This window comes from Thermohalobacter berrensis (assembly GCF_003609645.1).
GTDB classification, from domain to species: Bacteria; Bacillota; Clostridia; order Tissierellales; family Thermohalobacteraceae; genus Thermohalobacter; species Thermohalobacter berrensis.
In genome coordinates this window covers 1-21505 of the sequence record NZ_MCIB01000006.1, presented here as the reverse complement: position 1 = coordinate 21505, position 21505 = coordinate 1, and the positions used below count along the sequence as shown (strand labels likewise).

Below are 21505 nucleotides of genomic sequence, written 5' to 3'. Positions count from 1 at the left end.
TAGTCAACATCTCCCTTTTAAGCATTTTGCTTTTGTGCTAATAATTCTTCTAATAATTGTTCTATATTGCTATCTTTCATAAAGTTTTCTATAGTAACTATTCTCTTGTTTGGCCAAGCAAGTTTTGCTCTATCTAACAAGCTTTTATGAGTTACTATTACATCGACTTCTTGTGGTACTTTTTCAATAGCAAAGTTTTTAACTGTTATTGAAAGACCTTCTTTTTCTACTCTTTTTCTAAATGCACTAGCCCCCATTGCACTACTTCCAAGCCCTGCATCACAAGCAAATGCTACAAAATTTATTGGAGAATTACTAACTTCTTTTTGTACTAACGCTGGGTTTAATAATTTTTTTCCTTCTTGCTTCATTTCTTTTGACTTTTTAACTGATTCTTCAAACTCTTCTTCTGTTTGTTTAGATGATTTTAATATTAATGATGTTATTGAGAAACTCACTGCTGTAGCTACTAATACCCCAGCTATAACTCCTATGAAGTTTCCTTTTGGTGTTAATGCTAAATATGCAAATATTGATCCTGGGCTTGGTCCTGCAACTAAACCTACATTGAATAGACTAAATGTTAATATACCAGAAGCTCCACCAAGTATCATACTTATTATTAGTATTGGCTTCATTAATACATAAGGGAAGTACATTTCATGTATACCACCTAAAAAGTGTATTATTATTGCTCCTGGAGCAGTTTTCTTAGATGTTCCTTTTCCAAATAAAGAATATGCAAGTAATAAACCTAAACCTGGTCCTGGGTTAGAAGCAACCATGAAGTAAATCGATTTCCCAGCTTCTAAAGTATTTTGCATTCCTAATGGATAATAAATACCTTGGTCAATTACGTTATTTAAGAATAATACCTTTGCTGGTTCGTTAATAACTGATAAAAGTGGTAAGAATCCTGTTTTTACTAATCCTTCTATAGCTACAGTTACTGCTTTATTTGCTTGAAGTATTACTGGACCTATTAATGAATAAGAGAACAGACAAAGTAATAATCCAATTATACCTAGTGAAAAGTTGTTTATAACCATTTCAAATCCAGTTGGTATTCTATCTTCAATCATTTCATCAAATTTCTTTACTATATATGCACTAAATGGCCCCATAATCATAGCCCCTAGAAACATTGGTATCTCTGCGCCTACTATTAATCCAAATGTACCAATAGCTCCTGCTACTCCACCTCTTTGTCCTGCTACAAGTTTACCACCTGTATATGCAAGTAACAGTGGAAGTAAGTAATTTATCATAGGTCCGACTAACTTACTAAAGTACTCATTAGGAACCCATCCTGTTGGTATGAATAGTGCTGTTATAAATCCCCATGCAATAAATGCACCCATATTTGGAATAACCATTCCTGTTAAAAATCCTCCGAAAGCTTGAACTTTTGATCTCATGTTTTTCTTTTTCAATTAAATTGCCCCCTTATTATATATTTTCCATTGTTTAATAATTCTAGCTCTAAATCAGCATCTAGACTATTATTTAGTACCCTTTTTACATTTTTACTATCGCTTTTTTCATAAAACTTAGTTGCATCCTCTTTTGATGATCCACCTTTTATTTTTCTATTTATCAACCTATCCTTCACCATAAATTCATCTGCTTTTATGAAAATACTATAATCACAGTAGTCTTTCAAATCCCTCCATCCATCTTCATTTAATAAAAGCCAATTGCCTTCAATTAACACAATATCTTTAGTAACTAGTATTTGATCTTCCACTACATCATGTAAGCTTCTATCATATATTGGCCACTTAACGTTTCCATTTCTTAAAGCTTTTATTTTTGACTTTAATTTATCTAAATCAAATGTCTCTGGACATCCTTTAACTTCTACCATAGGCACTTCTACTCCATTTACTACTGCTTTATTGTTTTTAATGTATTCTTGATGATAGTGAAACCCATCAAGTCCAATTGCTTGGATCTCTTCAACTTCTTCACTTTCTTTTGAAAGATATTCTAAAAATGAAGATATTGTACTTTTACCAACTCCAGGTGGTGCTGCTAAATAAACTAAAAGTCTCTTAGATTTATTTTTTTTCATATCTGTTAATTTTTTAAGTAAAGGTATAAATATATTTTCTATATCTTTTTCATAATAAATTGCATTTACTTCAAGTGAGTTAACTAAAAATTTATATGATTTTATTTTATCTAGCATATGCATCTTAATACCTCTTCTTTTGATTTTGCACAAGATAGTTTTTCCATTACATCATCTTCCATAAGTAAATTAGTTAACTCAGATATTAGCTGTAAATGCATGTGGGAATCGTTTGCCGCTAGTACAATAAGTAACTCTACATCTTTACCTTCAGGAAATTTTACACTTTGATGTAACTTTAAAAGTGATATTCCTGTTTTTAATACCCCATCTTCAGGTCTTGAGTGTGGTATAGCAAGTCCTGGCATAATAACTACATATGGACCATTTTTAACTATATTTTCTATCATAGCATCAATGTATTCTTCTTTTATAAATCCACCTTCTTTTAGAGGAATAGCTGCTATTTTAATAGCTTCTTCCCAATTTGATACCTCTTTTACCACATTTATGTTGTTTTCTAACATTTTTTTTAGCATTTTACATCCCCTCCTTTATGTCTATAGGTTTTTTATCTGCTCTGCAAGATATTCTGTTAATATTGTTTCTATATAGCTTTTTACAGATTCTTTTATTCCATTTTTTACATCTTCTAAAAAAAATTCGTCTTCAAATAAAGCATTACTTATTCTTGAAATTGCAGGTACCCTTCTTGGGTCATTCTTTGGTATTAACATAACTACAACTACCTTTGATTTTGAGAAGTATTCATCTTTAAAGTAACTTGACGCCTGAGGTTTTATTAATATAAATTTTGATTCATCTACTCCTTTTGTCTTTGCATGTAGTAGTACAAATTCAAACTCTGGTATAACTTCAGTAGATAATTCTTCCCTTTTCTTTAAATCATTGTATATATAATTTTTGCTTTTTTCATCTTCTCCAATTACTGAACTTACAAACTTCATAACTTTGTCAAATTTAATATGTGAATCTACAGTATATAAATTGAAACTTTTGAGAATAGAGCTTATTTCCTTGCTTATTAAAGTTATTTCATCTATCTTATTAAGTATATCTGGTTTGTCAGCATCTATGTCTAACTTATTGTTTTGGGATACTTCTTCTATTTTTTTTGCAATTAACAAAACATCTTCTTCTCTAAGCATTGGATTTACTTTAATATATTTGTATTTAGAGTTATTCAAATCAAAGGTAGATACTAATATTTCAATACCTTGCATTTTCTCAGATGATAAATCACTAGTTGAAAGAGTTTCCACCCTTACTTTTTCGTGGAAAATATGAGATATTCTTGAAGATAATAAAGTAGATATCCCTATTCCACTAGAGCAAATAACCCCTACATCTACTTTCCTAGTAAATCTTAAATCTCTTTTTAGCTTCACCTCAGCTCCTCCAAAGTGTATAGCAAGAAAACCTATCTCTTGCTCAGGAACTTTAAAGTTAAACCTATCTTCTATTACCTTTGCAACTTTTTGAGCTTTTTCGTATATCTTAGGATACATGCTTTTTATCTCTTTCAAAAATCTATTTTGAATTTCAATCCCATGTTTCAAACGTACAATTGTAGGTTTTAAATGAGCTATTAGTCCTTTTATAAAATCTTTGTCTTGTTTAAGTTGATACGCAATAGTACTGTCATATTGGTTAATCATCTCATATATCATGTATTTAAGGTCATGGTCTGTGTCAAATATATCTTCATTTATATGTTGTGATTTAGAACCTTTAATGTATATATATAAATCTATTATTTCTGTAGTGTTATACTCTATTGAGAACTGTTCACTAAGCAATGAAATTAACTGTATTGCAAGCTCATAGTCCTTCATACTTTTGATATCTAAGTTTATATTTTTTTCTTTCGTATTTTTCTTTCCTATTAATATCCTCTTTGTCACTATAGATATATATATTATCAGTTCTTTATAAGAACTTTCAGAAATATCTTTTAGTCTATTGTTTTTTATTTTTTTATTGATGCGATTACCTTATTTACAATGCTAGGTTCTATTAAATGGGTTAGTTTATTAATCGGGTCATGTGTATCTTGATATACGTATCTTATACATGCTTTTCTATAGTCTTCTTCTTTATAATCTAGATAAATTCCAAGTCCAGGCTTTCTAACTAAAGTTATATTGTTCTCTAAAAACCACTTTTCTATAATATTTAAGTCATTATTAATAGTTCCATTGCTAACTTTTAATAAACTTGAATAATAATATGTCTTTTGTGGTTCCTCTTGTTTTAATAATTCTAAAATTAGTCTATTATGGCGTTCTTCTTTATCGTGGGGATCACTATACTCTAGTTTATTTAATTCAGCTAGTAATTTGTTTTTATCAGATTCACTCCCCAAAATACTAATCCCTATTTTGGGTTTTGTTTCTAGTCTAAGATTGTATTCTTTTAAGTATTCATCTGCTTTTTCCAATTCTCTAAATACAGTCCGTTTACTCGTTTGTATACTTTCCGCAAGAATTCCAGAGGAAATAGGTTTGTCTGAACTAAGTAGAAGCAACAATATTTGAATTAATCTTGCTGAATACTTCACAATACCTACCCTCCCTTCCTTATTCTTTAATAATATTACATTTAACTCATTATTTTAACTTAAAAATAATCATTATTGTCATTATTAAATATGGACAATTTTAAAACAGACAAGGTTTTAAAATATAAATTGACTTGGTATACCTTTATAATAATTAATATCTACTTCTCCTTGAATAAGGGGTAAAAGATAATTAAATAATTCATCCTTAATATAATTTCGAGTTATCCACTCTTTTGGAATTTTTCTTTCCCTGTTTGCTACTTTTTCTATGGGAACTGATGTATACTCTATTTTGTAATCATTAGCTTTCACTCTTTTTAGAGATGCCATTTGACCGGTATTTCCTTCCAATGCCAATTGAATGGCCTTCATTCCAAGCATTGAAGATTCTCTAATATCCGTTGCACTTGCAATATGCATGGAACATCTTTGCATAAGGTTTAGTTCTATTGACCTTACTTTACAACCTATTTCTTTTTCTACTAATTGTTCTAAATATTTTCCAGCACCTGAAATATATGCATGTCCAAATACGTCAGTTATTTTATTAGTTTTATTTTTAAATGATAAGTAATTTCCATCTTTAGTTTTTAATCCTTCACTTATTGCAATTATTATATTTTTTTTGTCTTTAGTTTTTCTTTAATATCTTCTACAAATTTATTTTCATCAAATACATTTTCACATAAATAAATCAAACTTGGTCCACTATTTCCGTTAATTCTTGAAAGTGCTGATGCAGCTGTTAACCAGCCTGCATTTCTACCCATTACCTCAACTATTGTTACACTATTTAATTCATATACCGAAATATCTCTTTCAAGTTCAGCAAATGTAGTTGCAATATATTTTGCAGCTGATCCAAATCCAGGGGTATGATCTATTTCTTCTAGGTCGTTGTCTATTGTTTTAGGAGCTCCTATTATTTTTATAGTATCTATGTTGTTTTTCTTGCAATACAGAGATAACTTCATAACTGTGTCCATTGAATCGTTTCCACCAATGTATATAAAGTATGAAATATTGTATTTGGTAAATATATCTATAATTTTTTTACATTCTTCATGGCTATTATTAATATCCTTTAGTTTATATCTACAAGATCCAAGGGCTGCTCCTGGTGTAAGTGATAGTTTATTAAGATTATTTACATCCTTTGTTAAATCATTTAGGTCTATAAACTTTTCCTTGAGAACACCTTCTATACCGTTTTTTGCACCGTATATATTATCTACTTTATCACTAATACTTGCTAGTTTTAATATTCCAGATAGTGTTGCATTAATTGCAGAGGTTGGCCCTCCTGATTGGGCTATAAGTAAATTGTTCCTCATAATTGTACAATCACTCCTTTTTGGATCTTATGAATTTATTGTATTATGAATTTTAGGAATATTTCAACTTAAAGAAATGGTAATTTCGTCATCTTTGTATAATGACAAAATTTTTAAAATGCAACTAGAATGGGCGATAACTTGACAGTTAAAGTCCAATATGGGATTAGTAGTAGGAATCCCTAGCCAAAGCCAGAGTATCCATGTTGAGATAGAATCTGAAGAAGACCCTAGGAAGAATTTCGGTCTTAGGTGTTTCTACTCTCTTTACATAATCGGTCTTATAAGTACCCTTTAAGATACTACTCTTAATAAATAGTCAGTTTTATTTTAGGAAAGGTGGAAGTTCATCAACCTTCATTCCCTAGCGGTGTTAGAGTGGTAAAAACAACCCTGAAAAATAAAAAAAGCCTTGCGTAATACGTTAGCAAGACTTTGTAATAATCTGATAGTTATGGAATTTACTAATGGATTACTTCTAGAACAAATTGATTTATAAAAACTATTTAAAATTTATTTTTTAGTTATCAACACACAGCACTCAACGTGCATAGTATGAGGGAACATGTCTACAGGCTGTATTTCTAATGTTTTGTATCCCTTCTCATCTAAGTATTTTAAATCCCTTGCTAAAGTTGATGGGTTACAGGATACATATACTATCCTTTTCGGCTGCATTTTTGCTATTGTATCTAAAACCGACTCATCACATCCCTTTCTTGGTGGGTCTACAACAACTACATCTGCTTTTATACCCTGTTTGTATAATTTAGGGAAAATATCCTCTGCTTTACCTGTGTAAAATTCAACATTATCTATATTATTCATCTTGGCATTTTCCCTTGCATCAAGAATTGCCTGTTCTACAACTTCTATTCCATGGACTTTTTTAGCTTTTCTTGCAAGGAATAATGATATGGTTCCTATACCACAGTATAAGTCAAATACTGTTTCATCTCCTTTTAGGTTAGCATAATCTAATGCTTTATTATATAATACTTCTGTCTGCATAGGGTTTACTTGAAAGAACGATTCTGCTGAAATATTAAATTTAAGATTTTCTATATAATCTACTATTCTTCCATCACCATATAATACTCTACTTTTAGGTCCTAATATAACATTTGTTCTTTTGGTGTTTATATTTTGTACTACTGTTTTTAAATTTTTTACCTTATCCTTTAGCTCTTTTATTAACTCGTCTTTGTAGGGTAATTTATTACCATTAGTTATTACTACTACCATAACATCTCCAGTTTTAAAAGCTGTTTTAGTTAATATATGCCTTATTATCCCTTTACCTGTTTTTTCATTATAAGGCTTTATATTAAACTTTTTCATATAATCTTTTACTATCTTAATTACTTCATCATTAATTTCATGCTGAATAATACATGACTTTGTATCAACTATCTCATGGGTACCCCTTCTATAGAAACCTATTGATATTTTTTTACCCTTTAAACCTACAGGAAACTGTGCTTTATTCCTATATCTATATGGACTATCCATTCCTAAAGTATCATGTATTATTACATCCTCAAATCCAGCTATTTTCTCAATATCCTTTTTGACTTTATTTGTCTTTATATTAAGTTGGGACCTATAATCTAAATCTTGAAGTTGACACCCTCCACAGGTAAATGAAATTGGACACTTTGGCTGTATTCTATCCTTTGATGGTTCTGTAATACTAATCATTTCACCTATCCCGTAATTTTTCTTTAGTTCAACTATTTTTACCTTACCCTTATCTCCAATAGTTCCGTTGTCTATAAATATAGTAAAACCTTCTATTTTAGCTACTCCTTGGCCTCTATGATTTAGATCTGTAATCTCAACATCATATATATTATTTTTCTTAACTGGTAAATCCATTATCATTCACCTCTATTCTTCTTTTGCTTATTCAAAAAAGAAGACACACCAAAGGTGTGCCACATAAATTAGAATCAGTCTGCCCTTATTATATCAAATTTTATTATGTATTATTAACATTAAATTTAATGTTATACCTTATCCTAAGTTTTTACTTACCCTTTTTAACATTTTTCTAATAGGTAGGTCATATGGACATTTTGGTTCACATTTTCCACACTCTATACAATCACTTGCCTTTGCCTTAAGTGTCTTATACCTTTCTAATGCCCAATCTTTAAGGTCATATCTTAAATAATATCCTTCCATAATAAATTGTAGTGGAATATCTATTCCCTGTGGACATGGTCCACAGTAGCCACATCTTCTACAAAATTCACTTCCTAATTCTTCAGCTTCCTTTAATATAATCTCCCTTTCTTCTTCACTTAATGGTCTATAATTATTACCAACAGAAGAGTTTTCTACTATTTCCTCTATTTTAGCCATTCCAGGTATTACTACTGATACATTGGAGTTCTCAACTATAAACCTTAAAGATAACTCTGCATTTTTAATAGCACCACCAGCTAAAGGCTTCATTACTATAACCCCAATATCTAATTCTTTAGCTCTTTTAAATAAATCCTCTGCTTGTCTTTCAACAGGGCTATATGGAAACTGTATTGTAGAGAATTTACCTGTTTCAATTGCTTCTTCTAAAATATGTAGCTTATGACTTGTTATTCCTATCTCCCTAATTAATCCCTTTTCCTTAGCCTCTAATAATGCTTTGTATGCTCCATCTTCAGACATTATTTTTTTGTATTCCTCTTTACTTTTTACATTATGTATTTGGTATAGGTCAATTACATCTGTCTTTAAATTCTTTAAGCTAATTTCAATTTCCTTTTTCATTCCTTCATAATCTCTTTCCATGGACTTTGTTGCTAATATAAAATTATCCCTTCCACATTCTTCTAGGGCATATCCAATAAGTTCTTCACTTTTTCCGTATACCCTTGCAGTATCTATAAAGTTAATTCCTTCTTCCTTTGCTTTTTTTATTAAAGCTATAGCTGTTTTTTTATCTACTCTTTGAATAGGAATTCCCCCAAAACCTATTACAGAAATCTCAAAATTAGTCCTTCCCAGTCTCCTCTTTTCCATTTAATTACCTCCTAAAATAAATGTTTATATTACCTGTTTCTATCATTTTCTTAAATTTCCTTCTTATAATTGTTTTAAATATTTCTCTTGTTCCTGGAATAACTAACATAAAACCAAAAACATCAGTTATAATTCCAGGGGTTAAAAGTAATGCCCCTCCAATTAATACACATAATCCATTGAGTAATTGGTTACCTGGTATTCTTCCTTCATTTAATTCTATTTTTATTCTAGTTAAAATTAATTTTCCTTGACTTTTTGCTAGATAAGCCCCTACAATCCCTGTTAAAAATACTATTCCAATAGTTGTCCATGTACTTGTAATCTGGGCAAGCTTTATTAGGAAAAATAATTCAACTAAAGGAGTTAATGTAAAGAGAAGAATTAATTTTAATAACATTAGCTACCTCCTATTCTAAAACTTCTTTAAGCTTATTCCATATATCTTTATACTTCTTTCTGAAATTTATTGGCTTTAACTGTTTATCTACAAAGGCATGTTTTGTATATCCTTCTGCTAAAAGAACATTATCTTCTTTTCTAATTATTTCATAATTAAACTCTAACCTTACTCCTTTAAGTTTTACTAATTTAGTCTTAATTATTATTTCATCATCATATTTTGCAGCTTTTATATATTTACATCCTACATCTATTACAGGAAGTAATACATTTTCTTCTTCTAGTTCCCTATAATCCTTTCCTAGTTTTCTAAAAAACTCTGTTCTTCCAATTTCAAACCAATTTAAATAATTAGCATGATATATAACCCCCATTTGGTCTGTTTCTGAATACCTTGCTCTTATATTAGTTTCACTTACCATTTTGTCCCCTCCAATAATATGTTTATTGTTAAAACAGGTAAAACTTTAATATTATTATAAATTTTTATGTAAAAAAAGTAAAATAACAATAAATATAATCCTAATATATTATAAAAAAGAGGCCAAATTGGCCTCTTTTTTATAATACTTTTGTTTCTCCTCTATATACTAATCCTCTTATACTATCTACAGTAACAGTTTCTCCATCTTTTAATTCTTCAGTTGCACCTTCTGCTCCTACTATAGTTGGTTTACCTAGATTTAAACCAACTATAGCTGCATGGGAAGTTAATCCTCCCTTTTCAGTTATTATTGCTGATGCCTTTTCCATATATTTTACCATGTCTTTATCAGTTGAAGTAGTTACTAGAATATCTCCTTCATTGAATTTTTCCTCTACCTCTTTAGCATTCAATGCAACACAAACTTTTCCTACTGCAGATTTTTTACCTATACCTGTACCTTTAATTAGTACCTCTCCTACTATATGAACCTTAATTAGGTTAGTAGTTCCTGAAACTCCAACTGGTACTCCTGCAGTAATAACTACTAAATCACCATTATTTATTAGTCCTTTTTCTAAGGCTTTCTTTACAGAAATATCTATAACTTCATCAGTAGAACCACTTTGTTCTGTAATAACAGGATAAACTCCCCAAACTAACGCTAATCTTCTTGCAACTTTTTCACTTGCTGTTGCTGCTACAATTGGTGATTCTGGTCTAAATTTAGATACTGCTTTAGCTGTATAACCAGATGATGTAGCAGTTATAATAGCTGCAGCACCTAAATCTTTTGCTGTTTCACAAGTAGCATGACTTATAGCATTTGTTATTGTAATATCTTTTCCAACTTTCTTAGACCTTAATATATCTTCATAATCTAATGAAGACTCCGTTCTTTCTGCAATATTTGCCATTGTTCTTACTGCATCAACTGGGTATTTACCAGCTGCAGTTTCTCCTGAAAGCATTATTGCATCTGTACCATCAAGAATTGCATTTGCAACATCTGTAACCTCTGCCCTTGTAGGTCTTGGGTTTCTTATCATTGAATCTAACATTTGTGTTGCTGTAATAACTGGCTTTCCTGCCTCATTACATTTCTTTATTATCATTTTCTGCACTAGAGGTACTTCTTCAGTTGGTATTTCAACACCTAAATCCCCTCTAGCTACCATTATACCATCTGACACTTCTATAATTTCATCTATATTGTCAACACCTTCTTGGTTCTCAATCTTTGATATTATCTGAATATCATCTGCATTATTATCTTCTAAAATCTTTCTTATTTCTAATACGTCTGCAGCCTTTCTAATGAATGAAGCTGCTATAAAATCTACTCCATTTTCTATTCCAAATTCAATATCATTTTTGTCCTTTTCTGTTATAGCAGGTAAATTAATTTTTACTCCTGGAACATTTACACCTTTTTTGTTCTTAACTACTCCTGGATTTTCAACAATACACTTTATATCTGTACCATCAACAATTTCTTTTACCTTTAAAGCTATTAGTCCGTCATCAATTAGTATTGTGTCACCCTCTTTTACATCATTAGGTAACCCTTTGTATGTAATATTACATATCTCCTCATTTCCTAAAACATCTCTAGTTGTTAGAGTGAACTCTTGACCTTCCTTAAGCTCAGCTTCTCCATTTTTAAACTTTCCTGTTCTAATCTCAGGTCCTTTAGTATCTAACATAATAGCGACAGGTTTATTCAATTCTTCTCTTAGCTTTTTTACTGATTCAATTCTACTTTTATGTTCTTGAAAATCTCCATGTGAAAAGTTTAATCTTGTTACATTAAGACCATTTTTTATAAGATCTCTCAATACTTCTTCTTTTTCAGAAGCAGGACCTATTGTACAAACTATCTTAGTTTTTTTCATTTTCCCCTCACTCCTATATAGAAAGTATTCTTGTTAAATCATACATATCTCTATCAAATTCCCTCTCAACCTTTAAAGCTTCATTTATTTCCTTATCAAATAGTTCATTACCTTTAACACCAATTACTCTGCCTGATTTACCTTCTAGTAATAATTCAACAGCTCTTGAACCCATCTTACTTGCTAAGATTCTATCAAATGCTGTTGGACTTCCACCTCTTTGAATATGTCCTAATACAGTAACTCTAGTTTCAATACCTGTTTTCTCTTGGATTTCATTTCCAAACTCATATGCTTTTCCTACACCTTCAGCTACTATAATGATATGATGTAGTTTTCCTCTGTTTTTACCTTGAATTAATTTTTTGCATACAACATCAATATCAAAACCTTCTTCTGGAACTATTACACTTTCTGCTCCACCAGCTAGTCCTGAATAAAGTGCAATATCTCCACAATCTCTTCCCATAACCTCTAGAATAATTGCTCTTCCGTGTGAAGTAGAAGTATCTCTAATCTTACTTACAGCATCTAATACTGTGTTTACAGCTGTATCAAAACCTATAGTATAATCTGTATAAGCTAAATCATTGTCAATTGTTCCAGGTATACCAATTGTTGGTACTCCTGCATCACTTAATTTTTTAGCTCCTTGGAATGAACCATCTCCACCTATTACTACTACTCCATCAATACCAAATACCTTTATAACATTTAATGCCTTATTAAGACCCTCATCAGTTTTAAATTCTTCACATCTAGCAGTTCTTAAAATTGTACCTCCTCTATGGATTATGTCTGCCACTGAAGATAAGTTCATTTCCTCAATATTACCGTTAATTAAACCATTATAGCCTTTTTTGATACCCATTACTTTTAGGCCTTTGTAAATACTTGTCCTTACTACAGCTCTAATTGCTGCATTCATACCTGGAGCATCTCCGCCACTTGTTAAGACAGCTATTGTTTTCATTTTCTTACCTCCTTATTTTTTTGCCATGTTGGACATGTTATGTCCCGATTTGTCCAAAAAAATTTATTTCCTATTGTAAAATAGATTACTTAAAAACCTAAATCTAGAATAACTGATTGAACTTCCTCAGCTTCAAACTCAGGCGCTAATACCTTATATAACTCTCTGTTTCCATCCTTGCTGAAGGGCTCTACTTTTACTAAAAATCCTTCTTCAATCAGCCTTTTTTCTATTTCTTTAGCAGTCTTTTTTCCTTCAACTACATGTACAGCAGTCCACATTTTCTGCCCCCCGCAATACAGTCTTTCTATAATTTATAATTCTAACTTAAAAAAAAATTAATTTCAACATTTTAATACAGAATAATTAACAAAATTGTTCCTTCTTGCATATTATAACATAAGAGCAAAAAATATATTAATTTTTGGAGGAATGTACATGAATAATCTTGTTAACAAATTACTTAATGATAGGGGAGTATCATTAAGTAAAATATATTCCCTAATTAGTATACTCAAAAATGATGAAGAAGAAAAGAATAAAGCAAAATACAAAGAACTAGTTTCTAATGTTTTATCAATTAAAGTAATTCAAGATTTTATTCATTTAGGAGTCATTCTAGATATTTATGCAGAAAATAATTTGCTACCGGACCCCCTTCAGCAATTAATAGGTGATAAAAATACATATTTTGATTTAGACAAAGTATTAGCAATTAGTATTTTATATGAATTTACACCTGAAGCAATAATATATTATTCTTATTTGCAAAAAGAAAAAATAGATATGATAAGAAAAATGCTTTCTAAAAATAAAGTTAATACTTTTTTAGATGATATAGTATGTGTTATAGCAGCAACAGCTTCTATAGATATATATTAACATACTTTTATACAATCTTTACCTAATATTTTTTCTAATTCTCTTATTAAGTTTTCATCTTCAACATTAACCCAGTAATTTCTATCAGCCATTATTGTTTTCTTATCCTTTTCTATATATACATATACAGGAATATTTCCTGAGTGTCTAGATAATATTACTTTTAAGTTATTTAATAAATTAAGGGATTTATTTCTTGGCACCTTCAAGTATAATTTTTCTTTATTTGTTTTTACAAGTGGGGTTATTTTTTCACAAATAATTTTAGGATTTTCTTCCTCACTTATACTTAATCTTCCTTCTACTACCACAATATTGTCTTCTTCAATATACTTGGAATATTTATCATATGTTGCTGGAAATATAATTAAATCTACAGTCCCGTATAAATCTTCAAATGTTGCAAAGGCCATCATATTATTATTCTTTGTTATTTTGTTCTTTTTCTCAACAATTATTCCTCCCATAATAACTCGACTACCATCTTTAAGGGTAGAAGCATGATTTTTTTCTTCAACATTTTCACTAATTTCATTTATTTCACTACTATTTACAGTAGATATTCTTTTTAATTCACTACTATAGGAAGAAAGTGGATGGCCACTTATATATACTCCAAGCATTTCTTTTTCCATGGCTAGAAGGGTTCTTTCTGGAAATTCTTTTATATCTGGTAAATCATCTTCTATCATATTCGGACCATTTGAAATATCTAAAGAATCAAATAAAGAAAATTGTCCATCTATATTTCTCTTTTTATCTTGATGTATTCCATCTAACAGTTTTTCGTATATAGCTAGAAGTTGAGATCTATATACACCTAGTGAATCAAAGGCACCACATTTTATTAAGCTTTCTACTGTTCTTTTGTTTAGATGTTTTATATCTACTCTTTGGCAGAATTCTGTAAAGCTTATAAACTTTCCATTTTCTTCCCTTTCCTTAACTATTGCATCAATAGCTGAATCTCCAACATTCTTTACTGCCGCAAGACCAAATCTTATTTTACCATCAGAAACAGTAAAATCTCTATAGCTTTCATTAATATCAGGGGGAAGTATTTTAATTCTTAACCTTTTACACTCTTGAATATATAATGATACTGAATTAGAATTTCCCATTACACTAGATATTAAAGCAGCAAAAAATTCTACTGGATAATAATATTTAAGCCAAGCTGTTTGATATGCCAATACTGCATATGCAGCTGAATGAGATTTATTAAAAGCATATTTTGCGAAATCTATCATTTGGTCATAAATCTTATTAGCAATTTCTTCATCGACACCATTTCTTATAGCTCCTGATATTTCAATTTCTCCACTTTCATTCTTTTTACCGTAAATAAAATGTCTTCTTTCCTTCTCCATTACATCCATTTTCTTTTTACCCATGGCTCTTCTAACTAAATCAGAACGGCCCATGGAAAATCCGCCAATATCCCTTACAATTTGCATAACCTGTTCCTGATACACCATACAACCATATGTTACACTTAATATAGGTTCAAGCTTAGGGTGTAGATATTTTATTTTCTCTGGATTATTTTTATTTTCAATATATGTTGGGATTTGTTTCATTGGACCGGGTCTAAATAATGAGTTTGCTGCAACTATATTCTCAAAAGATGTAGGTTTTAGTTCCTTAAGAAACTGTCTCATACCACTACTTTCAAACTGGAATATCCCTAGTGTATCTCCTTTGCTAAATAGTTTGTACACATTTGGATCATCATAATTAGAATTTGAAAAATCTATTTTTATACCATGATTTTGTTCTACTAAATTTATTGCATTCCTTATTACAGTAAGGGTTCTTAATCCTAAAAAGTCCATTTTTAGTAATCCAAGCTCTTCTAGTTCAGTCATAGTAAACTGTGTTGTAATACAATCATTATTTCTAGATAATGGTACATAGTCTGTTACAGGAAGCTTAGATATAACAACTCCTGCTGCATGTGTGGAAGTATGTCTTGGCAGACCTTCTACTGCCCTAGATAAATCAATTAATTCCTTTACTTCTTCATCTTCCTCATACATTTCTTTTAACTTATTATTTATTCCCAAGGCTTTATCTATAGTCATTCCCAATTCCATAGGGATTTGCTTAGCAATTAAATCTACTTTTCCATATGAAATATTAAGGGCCCTTCCCACATCTCTAATTGCTCCTCTAGCTGCCATGGTACCAAAAGTTGCTATTTGGGCAACCCTATCTTCTCCGTATTTTCTAACAACGTAATCTATAACTTCCTCTCTTCTCTCATAGCAGAAATCTATATCTATATCTGGCATAGTTACCCTTTCAGGGTTTAGAAATCTTTCAAAGATAAGACCATATTTTAAAGGATCTATATCTATAATACCAAGGCAATATGATACAAGACTTCCAGCAGCTGAGCCCCTTCCTGGACCTACCATTATGTTATTATCTTTAGCATACTTGATAAAATCCCAAACTATTAGGAAGTAATCAACATAGCCCATGCTCTCAATTACATTTAGCTCATGTTCAAGTCTTTTTTTGGCTTCTTCAGTCACTGTTTCATATCTTTTTTCTAAGCCTTCATAGCATAATTTCCTTAGATACTCGGAGTTAGTATAACCTTCAGGTACCTTATATTCAGGCAAATGTAATGTATTAAAATCAAAATCAACATTACATCTTTCTGCTATTTTAACTGTATTTTCTATAGCTTCTTTAGGAAATAGCTTCTCCATCTCATCTAGAGATTTTAAATAAAATTCTGATGTAGGAAATTTCATTCTATCTTCTTCATCTATTGTTTTTCCTGTCTGTATGCAAAGTAAAACATCATGTACTTTTGCATCTTCTTTGTTAATATAGTGAACATCATTTGTTGCTACAAGTGGAATATTAGTTTCTCTACTAAGCTTAATAAGTTCTTGGTTTATAATTTTTTGTTCCCTTATTCCATGGTCTTGTAGTTCAAGATAGAAATTTCCTTGACCAAAGATATTATTATATCTTAGTGCCACTTCCTTTGCCTTTTTATAATTATTATTTAGTAAATGATGTTGAACTTCACCTGCAAGACATGCACTTAATGCAATAATTCCTTCATTATACTTTTCTAAAACAGAACTATCTACTCTAGGTTTATAATAAAATCCATTTACATATCCTTCAGAAACAATTTTTATAAGATTAGAATACCCTTTTTGATTTTCGGCTAGTAAGACTAAATGGTATTGGTTCTTATCTCTTTTAGGGTCTTTTTCAGTATACTTGCCTTTAGATATATATACTTCACAGCCAATAATTGGCTTTATCCCTTGGCGCACAGCCTCTTTATAAAACTGTACTATACCAAACATAGCACCATGGTCAGTAATAGCCACACTATCCATTCCTAGCTCTTTTACCCTAGATATAAGATTTTTTATTCTTGAAGCTCCATCTAAAAGACTATATTCAGTATGGACATGTAAATGAACAAACTTATCTTTAGACATAACATCACTTCCTGTTTTGTTATATTTAGAAGTCTAGTTTTTACTTTTTCAATATTTTAGTTGACATCATTGCTTTAGCAACAACTTTCTTTTGATGTATTACTTCAATGTCAACTTTACAAAAACTTCTTCCTATATCAATTATATTAGTTACAATTTCAATTTCACTATCTACTTGCAGTGGTTTTAAAAAGTATACCATAAGACTATCAGGAAATACATCTAAATGCTTTTTCTCTTTAATAGTAATTGTACCTGCTGTTGTCATTAATAAGCTTAGATTTCCACAGCTAGCTGCACCTAGCTGGTCTAGCATGAGTGGTACTACTTTACCTTTAAATTTTAACCCATTATTCATTATTTCTACTTCAAAATTATCTATAACTAAATCTTCAACAGTTTCTCCTAAATGTGGTTGGCTTTTAAAATGTCTTAATGCCTTTATAACATCCTGTCTAGTTACAATTCCTACTAATTTTTTGTTTTCAACTACAGGAAGTATTTCGATATTTTCCCATATCATTAGATGAGAAACATAAGCTACTGAAGTAGTTTTAGCAACTGTTATAGGATTTTTAATCATAACATCCTTTATAAACACCTCATCATCATAACCTGCTACTTCTTTAGGAGTAACAATTCCTACTACTGATAATTGTCTATCTACTACAGGAAAATTGCTTGTCTTTTTATTCATAACGTAGTTTTTCCAATGTCCTATAGATTGATTTTCGTGTAAATATGGCGGATTATTATTCATAATGTTTTCCACAAGTAGTATTTCTTTTTTTATCATTCTATCAAATATTGCTTTATTAATAATTGTTGCTATTGTAAAGGTATCATAGGAAGTAGATATAATTGGTAATTTCTTTTTGTTTGCTTTATTTTTTATATAGTCACTACAATCAAATCCACCAGTTATTAAAACTGCACATCCATTATCTAGTGCCATATCATAGGCCTCTTCTCTGTCTCCTACTATAAGTAAACTCCCTGGTGATAAATATTTTTTCATTTCATTTACGGTCATAGCCCCTATTATAAACTTATTGAGCATCTTATGAAGTCCTTCTGAGCCACCTAATATAGTTCCTTCTACTATATTAACTACTTCTGCAAAAGAAAGCTTTTCTATATTTCCTTTTTCTGTTTTCTCTATCCTTACAGTTCCAACCCTCGGCATAGTCTTTACAAGTTCCATACTTTCTGCCTCTTTTATGGCTCTATAAGCAGTTCCTTCACTAACATTTAATTTGTTAGCTACACTTCTTACGGATATTTTAGTTCCAACTTCTAGGTTTTCAATATACTTAAGAATTTTTTCATGCTTCGTCATTATTATACACTCCTAATAGTGGTATCCCACAAAAATGAGAAAAAGATAGTGAATATATCACTATCTTTATTATAACAAAAGTAATATTATATATCATCTAGGGTATCTACTACTGTTATAACTTTACTTTCAAGTAAATCTATATTGTAAGGATTTTTTAATTTACAGTCTCTATCATACAATACCTTAACTACTGGTTTTGTTGGAAACTCTTCTCTAACATCTATTACAATCCCTTTATGACCATTACTTAACATTACACCTTTAGACTTTGAATAAATTGGTATATTTTTTGCAAAGGTTTGAACCAGTCTTTTGTTAAATTGATATCCAGCCATGGAAATAATATAGTCAACTGCATGAAAGGTCTTCATTTTCTTTCTATAAATCCTATTAGAGGTTAAAGCGTCATATACATCAGTTATTGCTACTATTTTAGAGTATGTATCTATCTCATTTTCCCTTTTCCCATATGGATAACCTCTACCATTTACTTTTTCATGATGATGTAATGCAACTCTGCTTATTTTTTCATCTAATCCAATATTATATTTTAATATTTCGTAACCATATGATGAATGTTTTTTTATCATTTCATATTCATCGTCTGTAAGTTTACCAGGCTTATTTAAAATACTATTTGGTATTTTAGTTTTACCTATATCGTGAAGAATAGCACCTATACCAAGGTCTATCAGTTCATATATTCCATAATCTAAATATATTCCTGTTATTATAGATAATACACAAACATTTATACTATGTTTAAATGTATATTTATCGATACTCTTTATTTCATAAAGTCTATTTATAATTTCATTATTTTGTAAAATATAATTAACAACTTCCTTTACTATATCCTTTACTTCATCTTCTGGTATATTATCTGCAAATGATAAATTACTAATCATACTATCTATAAGTGTTTCTGCTTCTTTTATTATTTCTTGTGAAATTTTCATTTCCATATTTACACTGCCTTTATATTTAATTTTATGTAATCCTATACTTTTATTAAGTTTACTCATCGGTAGGTGTTTCATGTACAATCAACCTTTTTATTTAATTTTGTTTCTACACTATTTATTATAATACAAATTCTTCCTTTTTTTTCATCTGTAAAGGTATTTTTTTCATTTTTCGTGAATTTAGGACTCCATTCCCATCTTTTTTGACAAAAAATTAAAAAAAGCGAGCAAAGCTCGTTATACTTTGCTAGCAATAAAACAATAAAAAAGAGTAGGAATTTCCTACTCTCCTTTCAATTTATTTTCTAATAAATCTATTAAAGCCTCTAAAGCCTCTTTTTCATCTTCTCCACGTGTTATTATTTGAACTTCATCACCTTTTGATACACCTAAGGCCATTATTCCCATAATACTCTTAGCGTCTGCCTCTTTATTATCTTTTTTAACCTTAATATCACTAATAAATTTGCCTGCTGTTTGAACAAATAAAGCAGCCGGTCTAGCATGTAACCCTGCTTCATTTTTTATTACTATCTTCTTTGATTGCATCGTATTCCCCCCTCTCCATTCTTAATTTATCTGCAATCTCTTCTATTTTTCTTAGTCTGTGATTTACTCCTGATTTTCCTACGGGCGGACTTAACATTTGCCCTAACTCTTTTAAACTTGCTTCTCTATTTTGTAATCTTAATCTAGCTATATCAGCTAAACCTTTGGAAAGGTTTTCAATCCCCATGACTTCATCTATATATTGAATATTTTTTATTTGTCTTAATGCAGCATTAATAGTTTTACTTAAGTTTGCAGTTTCACAGTTCACTATTCTATTTATATTATTTCTAACTTCTTTTAATACACGAATATTCTCTAATTTCAATAATGCTGAGTGAGCACCTATTATATTTAACAAGTCTACAATTTGTTCTCCTTCTTTTAAGTATACAACATAATTTTCTTTTCGTGTAACAATTTTTGAATTCAAATCAAAGGAATTAATCAAATTTGATAAATCTTTTGCATGTTTACTGCTATGTGTTACAAATTCAAGGTGATAGGTCTTTTCAGGGTCACTTAAGGAGCCACCTCCTAAGAAAGCCCCCCTTATATAAGATCGTCTACAGCATCTTTTATCAATTAATCTTTCAGGAATACCATAATTTATATTAAAATATTGTTCTTTATCTTTTTCATAAATCCCTGTATCTGCAAGTACTTTATTTGTAACAATAGGATTATTAATGATCATTAAATAGTTATTATTCTTTTTTAGTTGTCTATTTTTTCTAACCCTTACTTCAGTATGAATATCATATATTTTTTTCAATAAACTAAAAATTCTTCTTGCTATTGCAGCATTTTCTGTAGTAAACTTAATACTTATTTTTCCAAGACCACTTATTTGTATTGAACCACTCATTCGAATAAGGGCTGAAAGTTCAGCAATTTGACAACATTTATCCTCTACTTCTATTCTTGAAAGTTCATTTTTAGTTTTTGATGAAAAAGACATCCTACATCTACTCCTTGCCTAAATAGACTTAAATAAAATTATCTATATTTCATTAATAGCCTTTTCTATTATTCTTTTTTCATCAACATATTTTGCCAATTCAACTACCCTGTTTACATGTATAAATTTAGCATCAATAAAGCCCTCTTCTTTTAATGGAATACATTCCATATTTTTAGCTTCCATTAAAAACCAATGGACTGTTTTTTGGATTAGTTCTTCTTCGTCTCTATTATTTCTAAATGTATACTGGATCTTTCCTAGATATTTTATTATCTTAGCTTTTACTCCACCTTCTTCATATACTTCCCTAGCTGCTGTTTGTCTAAGAGTTTCTCCTTCTTCCACCTTACCTTTAGGAAGTACCCAGTCACCATTATATTTTCTTAATAGTAAGATGGCATTTCCAAAGACAACCACACCTCCCGAGCTTATCTCTTCCTTCACTGTAGCCACGCTCCTACTATACTATATATTTAATATATACTAATTTAATAAATAAAATAAATTAATTTATCAAAATATTATTTCAATATCTCTTGTATACTGCATTATAAATAATTTTTTATAATATTATACCACATCTATTTCATTTTGTAACTTTAATAATCAATTCA

21 protein-coding genes are annotated in these 21505 nt (G+C 30.0%); 1 reads left to right on the top strand and 20 read right to left on the bottom strand.

What is annotated here, in order from left to right; translation table 11 throughout:
• Nucleotides 1–17: 17 nt before the first annotated feature.
• The 14 genes from BET03_RS04535 to BET03_RS04475 form a co-directional block, all read right to left on the bottom strand.
• Nucleotides 18–1433 (bottom strand): PTS mannitol transporter subunit IIBC, encoded by a 1416-nt coding sequence (locus BET03_RS04535; RefSeq protein ID WP_183108721.1) that lies wholly within the window; start codon nucleotides 1431–1433, stop codon nucleotides 18–20.
• Nucleotides 1430–2197 (bottom strand): nucleoside/nucleotide kinase family protein, encoded by a 768-nt coding sequence (locus BET03_RS04530; RefSeq protein ID WP_243096856.1) that lies wholly within the window; start codon nucleotides 2195–2197, stop codon nucleotides 1430–1432. The genes BET03_RS04535 and BET03_RS04530 overlap by 4 nt, the downstream gene beginning before the upstream one ends.
• Nucleotides 2185–2613: a PTS sugar transporter subunit IIA gene (locus tag BET03_RS04525; RefSeq protein WP_120167753.1), complete on the bottom strand. Its 429-nt coding sequence runs from the start codon at nucleotides 2611–2613 to the stop codon at nucleotides 2185–2187. Before BET03_RS04525 ends, BET03_RS04530 begins: the two co-directional genes overlap by 13 nt.
• A 21-nt stretch (nucleotides 2614–2634) precedes the next feature.
• On the bottom strand, nucleotides 2635–4014 hold the full coding sequence (locus BET03_RS04520; protein ID WP_243096861.1) for a PRD domain-containing protein: 1380 nt from the start codon (nucleotides 4012–4014) through the stop codon (nucleotides 2635–2637).
• A gap of 50 nt (nucleotides 4015–4064) precedes the next feature.
• Nucleotides 4065–4655, bottom strand: a complete 591-nt coding sequence (locus BET03_RS04515) for a BglG family transcription antiterminator (RefSeq protein WP_183108720.1) — start codon at nucleotides 4653–4655, stop codon at nucleotides 4065–4067.
• 117 nt (nucleotides 4656–4772) lie between these two features.
• Nucleotides 4773–5093 (bottom strand): 6-phosphofructokinase, encoded by a 321-nt coding sequence (locus BET03_RS13910; protein WP_279230338.1) that lies wholly within the window; start codon nucleotides 5091–5093, stop codon nucleotides 4773–4775.
• A 179-nt stretch (nucleotides 5094–5272) separates the two neighbouring features.
• Nucleotides 5273–5992 (bottom strand): diphosphate--fructose-6-phosphate 1-phosphotransferase, encoded by a 720-nt coding sequence (locus tag BET03_RS13905; protein WP_279230337.1) that lies wholly within the window; start codon nucleotides 5990–5992, stop codon nucleotides 5273–5275.
• 513 nt (nucleotides 5993–6505) lie between these two features.
• The gene (gene rlmD / locus BET03_RS04505; RefSeq protein ID WP_120167746.1) at nucleotides 6506–7870 is read right to left on the bottom strand and encodes a 23S rRNA (uracil(1939)-C(5))-methyltransferase RlmD; all 1365 of its coding nucleotides are present in this window, start codon (nucleotides 7868–7870) and stop codon (nucleotides 6506–6508) included.
• 138 nt (nucleotides 7871–8008) lie between these two features.
• Nucleotides 8009–9019, bottom strand: coding sequence for an aldo/keto reductase (locus BET03_RS04500; RefSeq protein ID WP_120167744.1), 1011 nt, complete (start codon nucleotides 9017–9019; stop codon nucleotides 8009–8011).
• A gap of 4 nt (nucleotides 9020–9023) precedes the next feature.
• A complete protein-coding gene (locus tag BET03_RS04495; protein WP_120167742.1) occupies nucleotides 9024–9419 on the bottom strand; it encodes an FxsA family protein in 396 nt (131 codons plus the stop codon).
• A gap of 10 nt (nucleotides 9420–9429) precedes the next feature.
• A complete protein-coding gene (locus BET03_RS04490; RefSeq protein WP_120167740.1) occupies nucleotides 9430–9843 on the bottom strand; it encodes an acyl-CoA thioesterase in 414 nt (137 codons plus the stop codon).
• Between the two features lie 139 nt (nucleotides 9844–9982).
• Nucleotides 9983–11740, bottom strand: a complete 1758-nt coding sequence (pyk, locus tag BET03_RS04485) for a pyruvate kinase (RefSeq protein ID WP_120167738.1) — start codon at nucleotides 11738–11740, stop codon at nucleotides 9983–9985.
• A gap of 13 nt (nucleotides 11741–11753) precedes the next feature.
• Nucleotides 11754–12713: a 6-phosphofructokinase gene (gene pfkA, locus BET03_RS04480; RefSeq protein WP_120167736.1), complete on the bottom strand. Its 960-nt coding sequence runs from the start codon at nucleotides 12711–12713 to the stop codon at nucleotides 11754–11756.
• 89 nt (nucleotides 12714–12802) lie between these two features.
• Nucleotides 12803–12994, bottom strand: coding sequence for a hypothetical protein (locus BET03_RS04475; RefSeq protein ID WP_120167734.1), 192 nt, complete (start codon nucleotides 12992–12994; stop codon nucleotides 12803–12805).
• Between the two features lie 157 nt (nucleotides 12995–13151).
• On the opposite strand from BET03_RS04475, the gene BET03_RS04470 reads away from it, so the two are divergent.
• Nucleotides 13152–13595, top strand: a complete 444-nt coding sequence (locus tag BET03_RS04470; RefSeq protein WP_120167732.1) for a hypothetical protein — start codon at nucleotides 13152–13154, stop codon at nucleotides 13593–13595.
• On the opposite strand, the gene BET03_RS04465 is transcribed toward BET03_RS04470, so the two are convergent.
• From BET03_RS04465 to BET03_RS04435, 6 genes are all read right to left on the bottom strand, one after another.
• Complete coding sequence (locus BET03_RS04465; protein ID WP_120167730.1) at nucleotides 13592–17071, bottom strand: DNA polymerase III subunit alpha; 3480 nt, start codon at nucleotides 17069–17071, stop codon at nucleotides 13592–13594. The genes BET03_RS04470 and BET03_RS04465 overlap by 4 nt on opposite strands.
• A 40-nt stretch (nucleotides 17072–17111) precedes the next feature.
• Nucleotides 17112–18410: a DRTGG domain-containing protein gene (locus BET03_RS04460; RefSeq protein WP_120167728.1), complete on the bottom strand. Its 1299-nt coding sequence runs from the start codon at nucleotides 18408–18410 to the stop codon at nucleotides 17112–17114.
• A gap of 86 nt (nucleotides 18411–18496) precedes the next feature.
• A complete protein-coding gene (locus BET03_RS04455; RefSeq protein ID WP_183108719.1) occupies nucleotides 18497–19438 on the bottom strand; it encodes an HD-GYP domain-containing protein in 942 nt (313 codons plus the stop codon).
• A gap of 222 nt (nucleotides 19439–19660) precedes the next feature.
• A complete protein-coding gene (locus tag BET03_RS04445) occupies nucleotides 19661–19927 on the bottom strand; it encodes an HPr family phosphocarrier protein (RefSeq protein ID WP_120167722.1) in 267 nt (88 codons plus the stop codon).
• Entirely contained in the window at nucleotides 19896–20888 is a 993-nt protein-coding gene (gene whiA / locus BET03_RS04440; RefSeq protein WP_120167720.1) for a DNA-binding protein WhiA, read from the bottom strand. The genes BET03_RS04445 and whiA overlap by 32 nt, the downstream gene beginning before the upstream one ends.
• Nucleotides 20889–20930: 42 nt before the next feature.
• Nucleotides 20931–21335 (bottom strand): NUDIX hydrolase, encoded by a 405-nt coding sequence (locus BET03_RS04435; RefSeq protein WP_120167718.1) that lies wholly within the window; start codon nucleotides 21333–21335, stop codon nucleotides 20931–20933.
• Between the last annotated feature and the right edge of the window lie 170 nt (nucleotides 21336–21505).

What these genes read in the sequence shown, in the direction of transcription:
- BET03_RS04530 (WP_243096856.1), bottom strand. Translation starts at nt 2,197, where the DNA reads ATGCATATGCTAGATAAAATAAAATCATATAAATTTTTAGTTAACTCA.
- BET03_RS04525 (WP_120167753.1), bottom strand. Translation starts at nt 2,613, where the DNA reads ATGCTAAAAAAAATGTTAGAAAACAACATAAATGTGGTAAAAGAGGTA.
- BET03_RS13910 (WP_279230338.1), bottom strand. Translation starts at nt 5,093, where the DNA reads ATGCAAAGATGTTCCATGCATATTGCAAGTGCAACGGATATTAGAGAA.
- BET03_RS13905 (WP_279230337.1), bottom strand. Translation starts at nt 5,992, where the DNA reads ATGAGGAACAATTTACTTATAGCCCAATCAGGAGGGCCAACCTCTGCA.
- rlmD (WP_120167746.1), bottom strand. Translation starts at nt 7,870, where the DNA reads ATGGATTTACCAGTTAAGAAAAATAATATATATGATGTTGAGATTACA.
- BET03_RS04500 (WP_120167744.1), bottom strand. Translation starts at nt 9,019, where the DNA reads ATGGAAAAGAGGAGACTGGGAAGGACTAATTTTGAGATTTCTGTAATA.
- BET03_RS04495 (WP_120167742.1), bottom strand. Translation starts at nt 9,419, where the DNA reads ATGTTATTAAAATTAATTCTTCTCTTTACATTAACTCCTTTAGTTGAA.
- BET03_RS04490 (WP_120167740.1), bottom strand. Translation starts at nt 9,843, where the DNA reads ATGGTAAGTGAAACTAATATAAGAGCAAGGTATTCAGAAACAGACCAA.
- pyk (WP_120167738.1), bottom strand. Translation starts at nt 11,740, where the DNA reads ATGAAAAAAACTAAGATAGTTTGTACAATAGGTCCTGCTTCTGAAAAA.
- pfkA (WP_120167736.1), bottom strand. Translation starts at nt 12,713, where the DNA reads ATGAAAACAATAGCTGTCTTAACAAGTGGCGGAGATGCTCCAGGTATG.
- BET03_RS04475 (WP_120167734.1), bottom strand. Translation starts at nt 12,994, where the DNA reads ATGTGGACTGCTGTACATGTAGTTGAAGGAAAAAAGACTGCTAAAGAA.
- BET03_RS04470 (WP_120167732.1), top strand. Translation starts at nt 13,152, where the DNA reads ATGAATAATCTTGTTAACAAATTACTTAATGATAGGGGAGTATCATTA.
- BET03_RS04465 (WP_120167730.1), bottom strand. Translation starts at nt 17,071, where the DNA reads ATGTCTAAAGATAAGTTTGTTCATTTACATGTCCATACTGAATATAGT.
- BET03_RS04460 (WP_120167728.1), bottom strand. Translation starts at nt 18,410, where the DNA reads ATGACGAAGCATGAAAAAATTCTTAAGTATATTGAAAACCTAGAAGTT.
- BET03_RS04455 (WP_183108719.1), bottom strand. Translation starts at nt 19,438, where the DNA reads ATGAGTAAACTTAATAAAAGTATAGGATTACATAAAATTAAATATAAA.
- BET03_RS04445 (WP_120167722.1), bottom strand. Translation starts at nt 19,927, where the DNA reads ATGCAATCAAAGAAGATAGTAATAAAAAATGAAGCAGGGTTACATGCT.
- whiA (WP_120167720.1), bottom strand. Translation starts at nt 20,888, where the DNA reads ATGTCTTTTTCATCAAAAACTAAAAATGAACTTTCAAGAATAGAAGTA.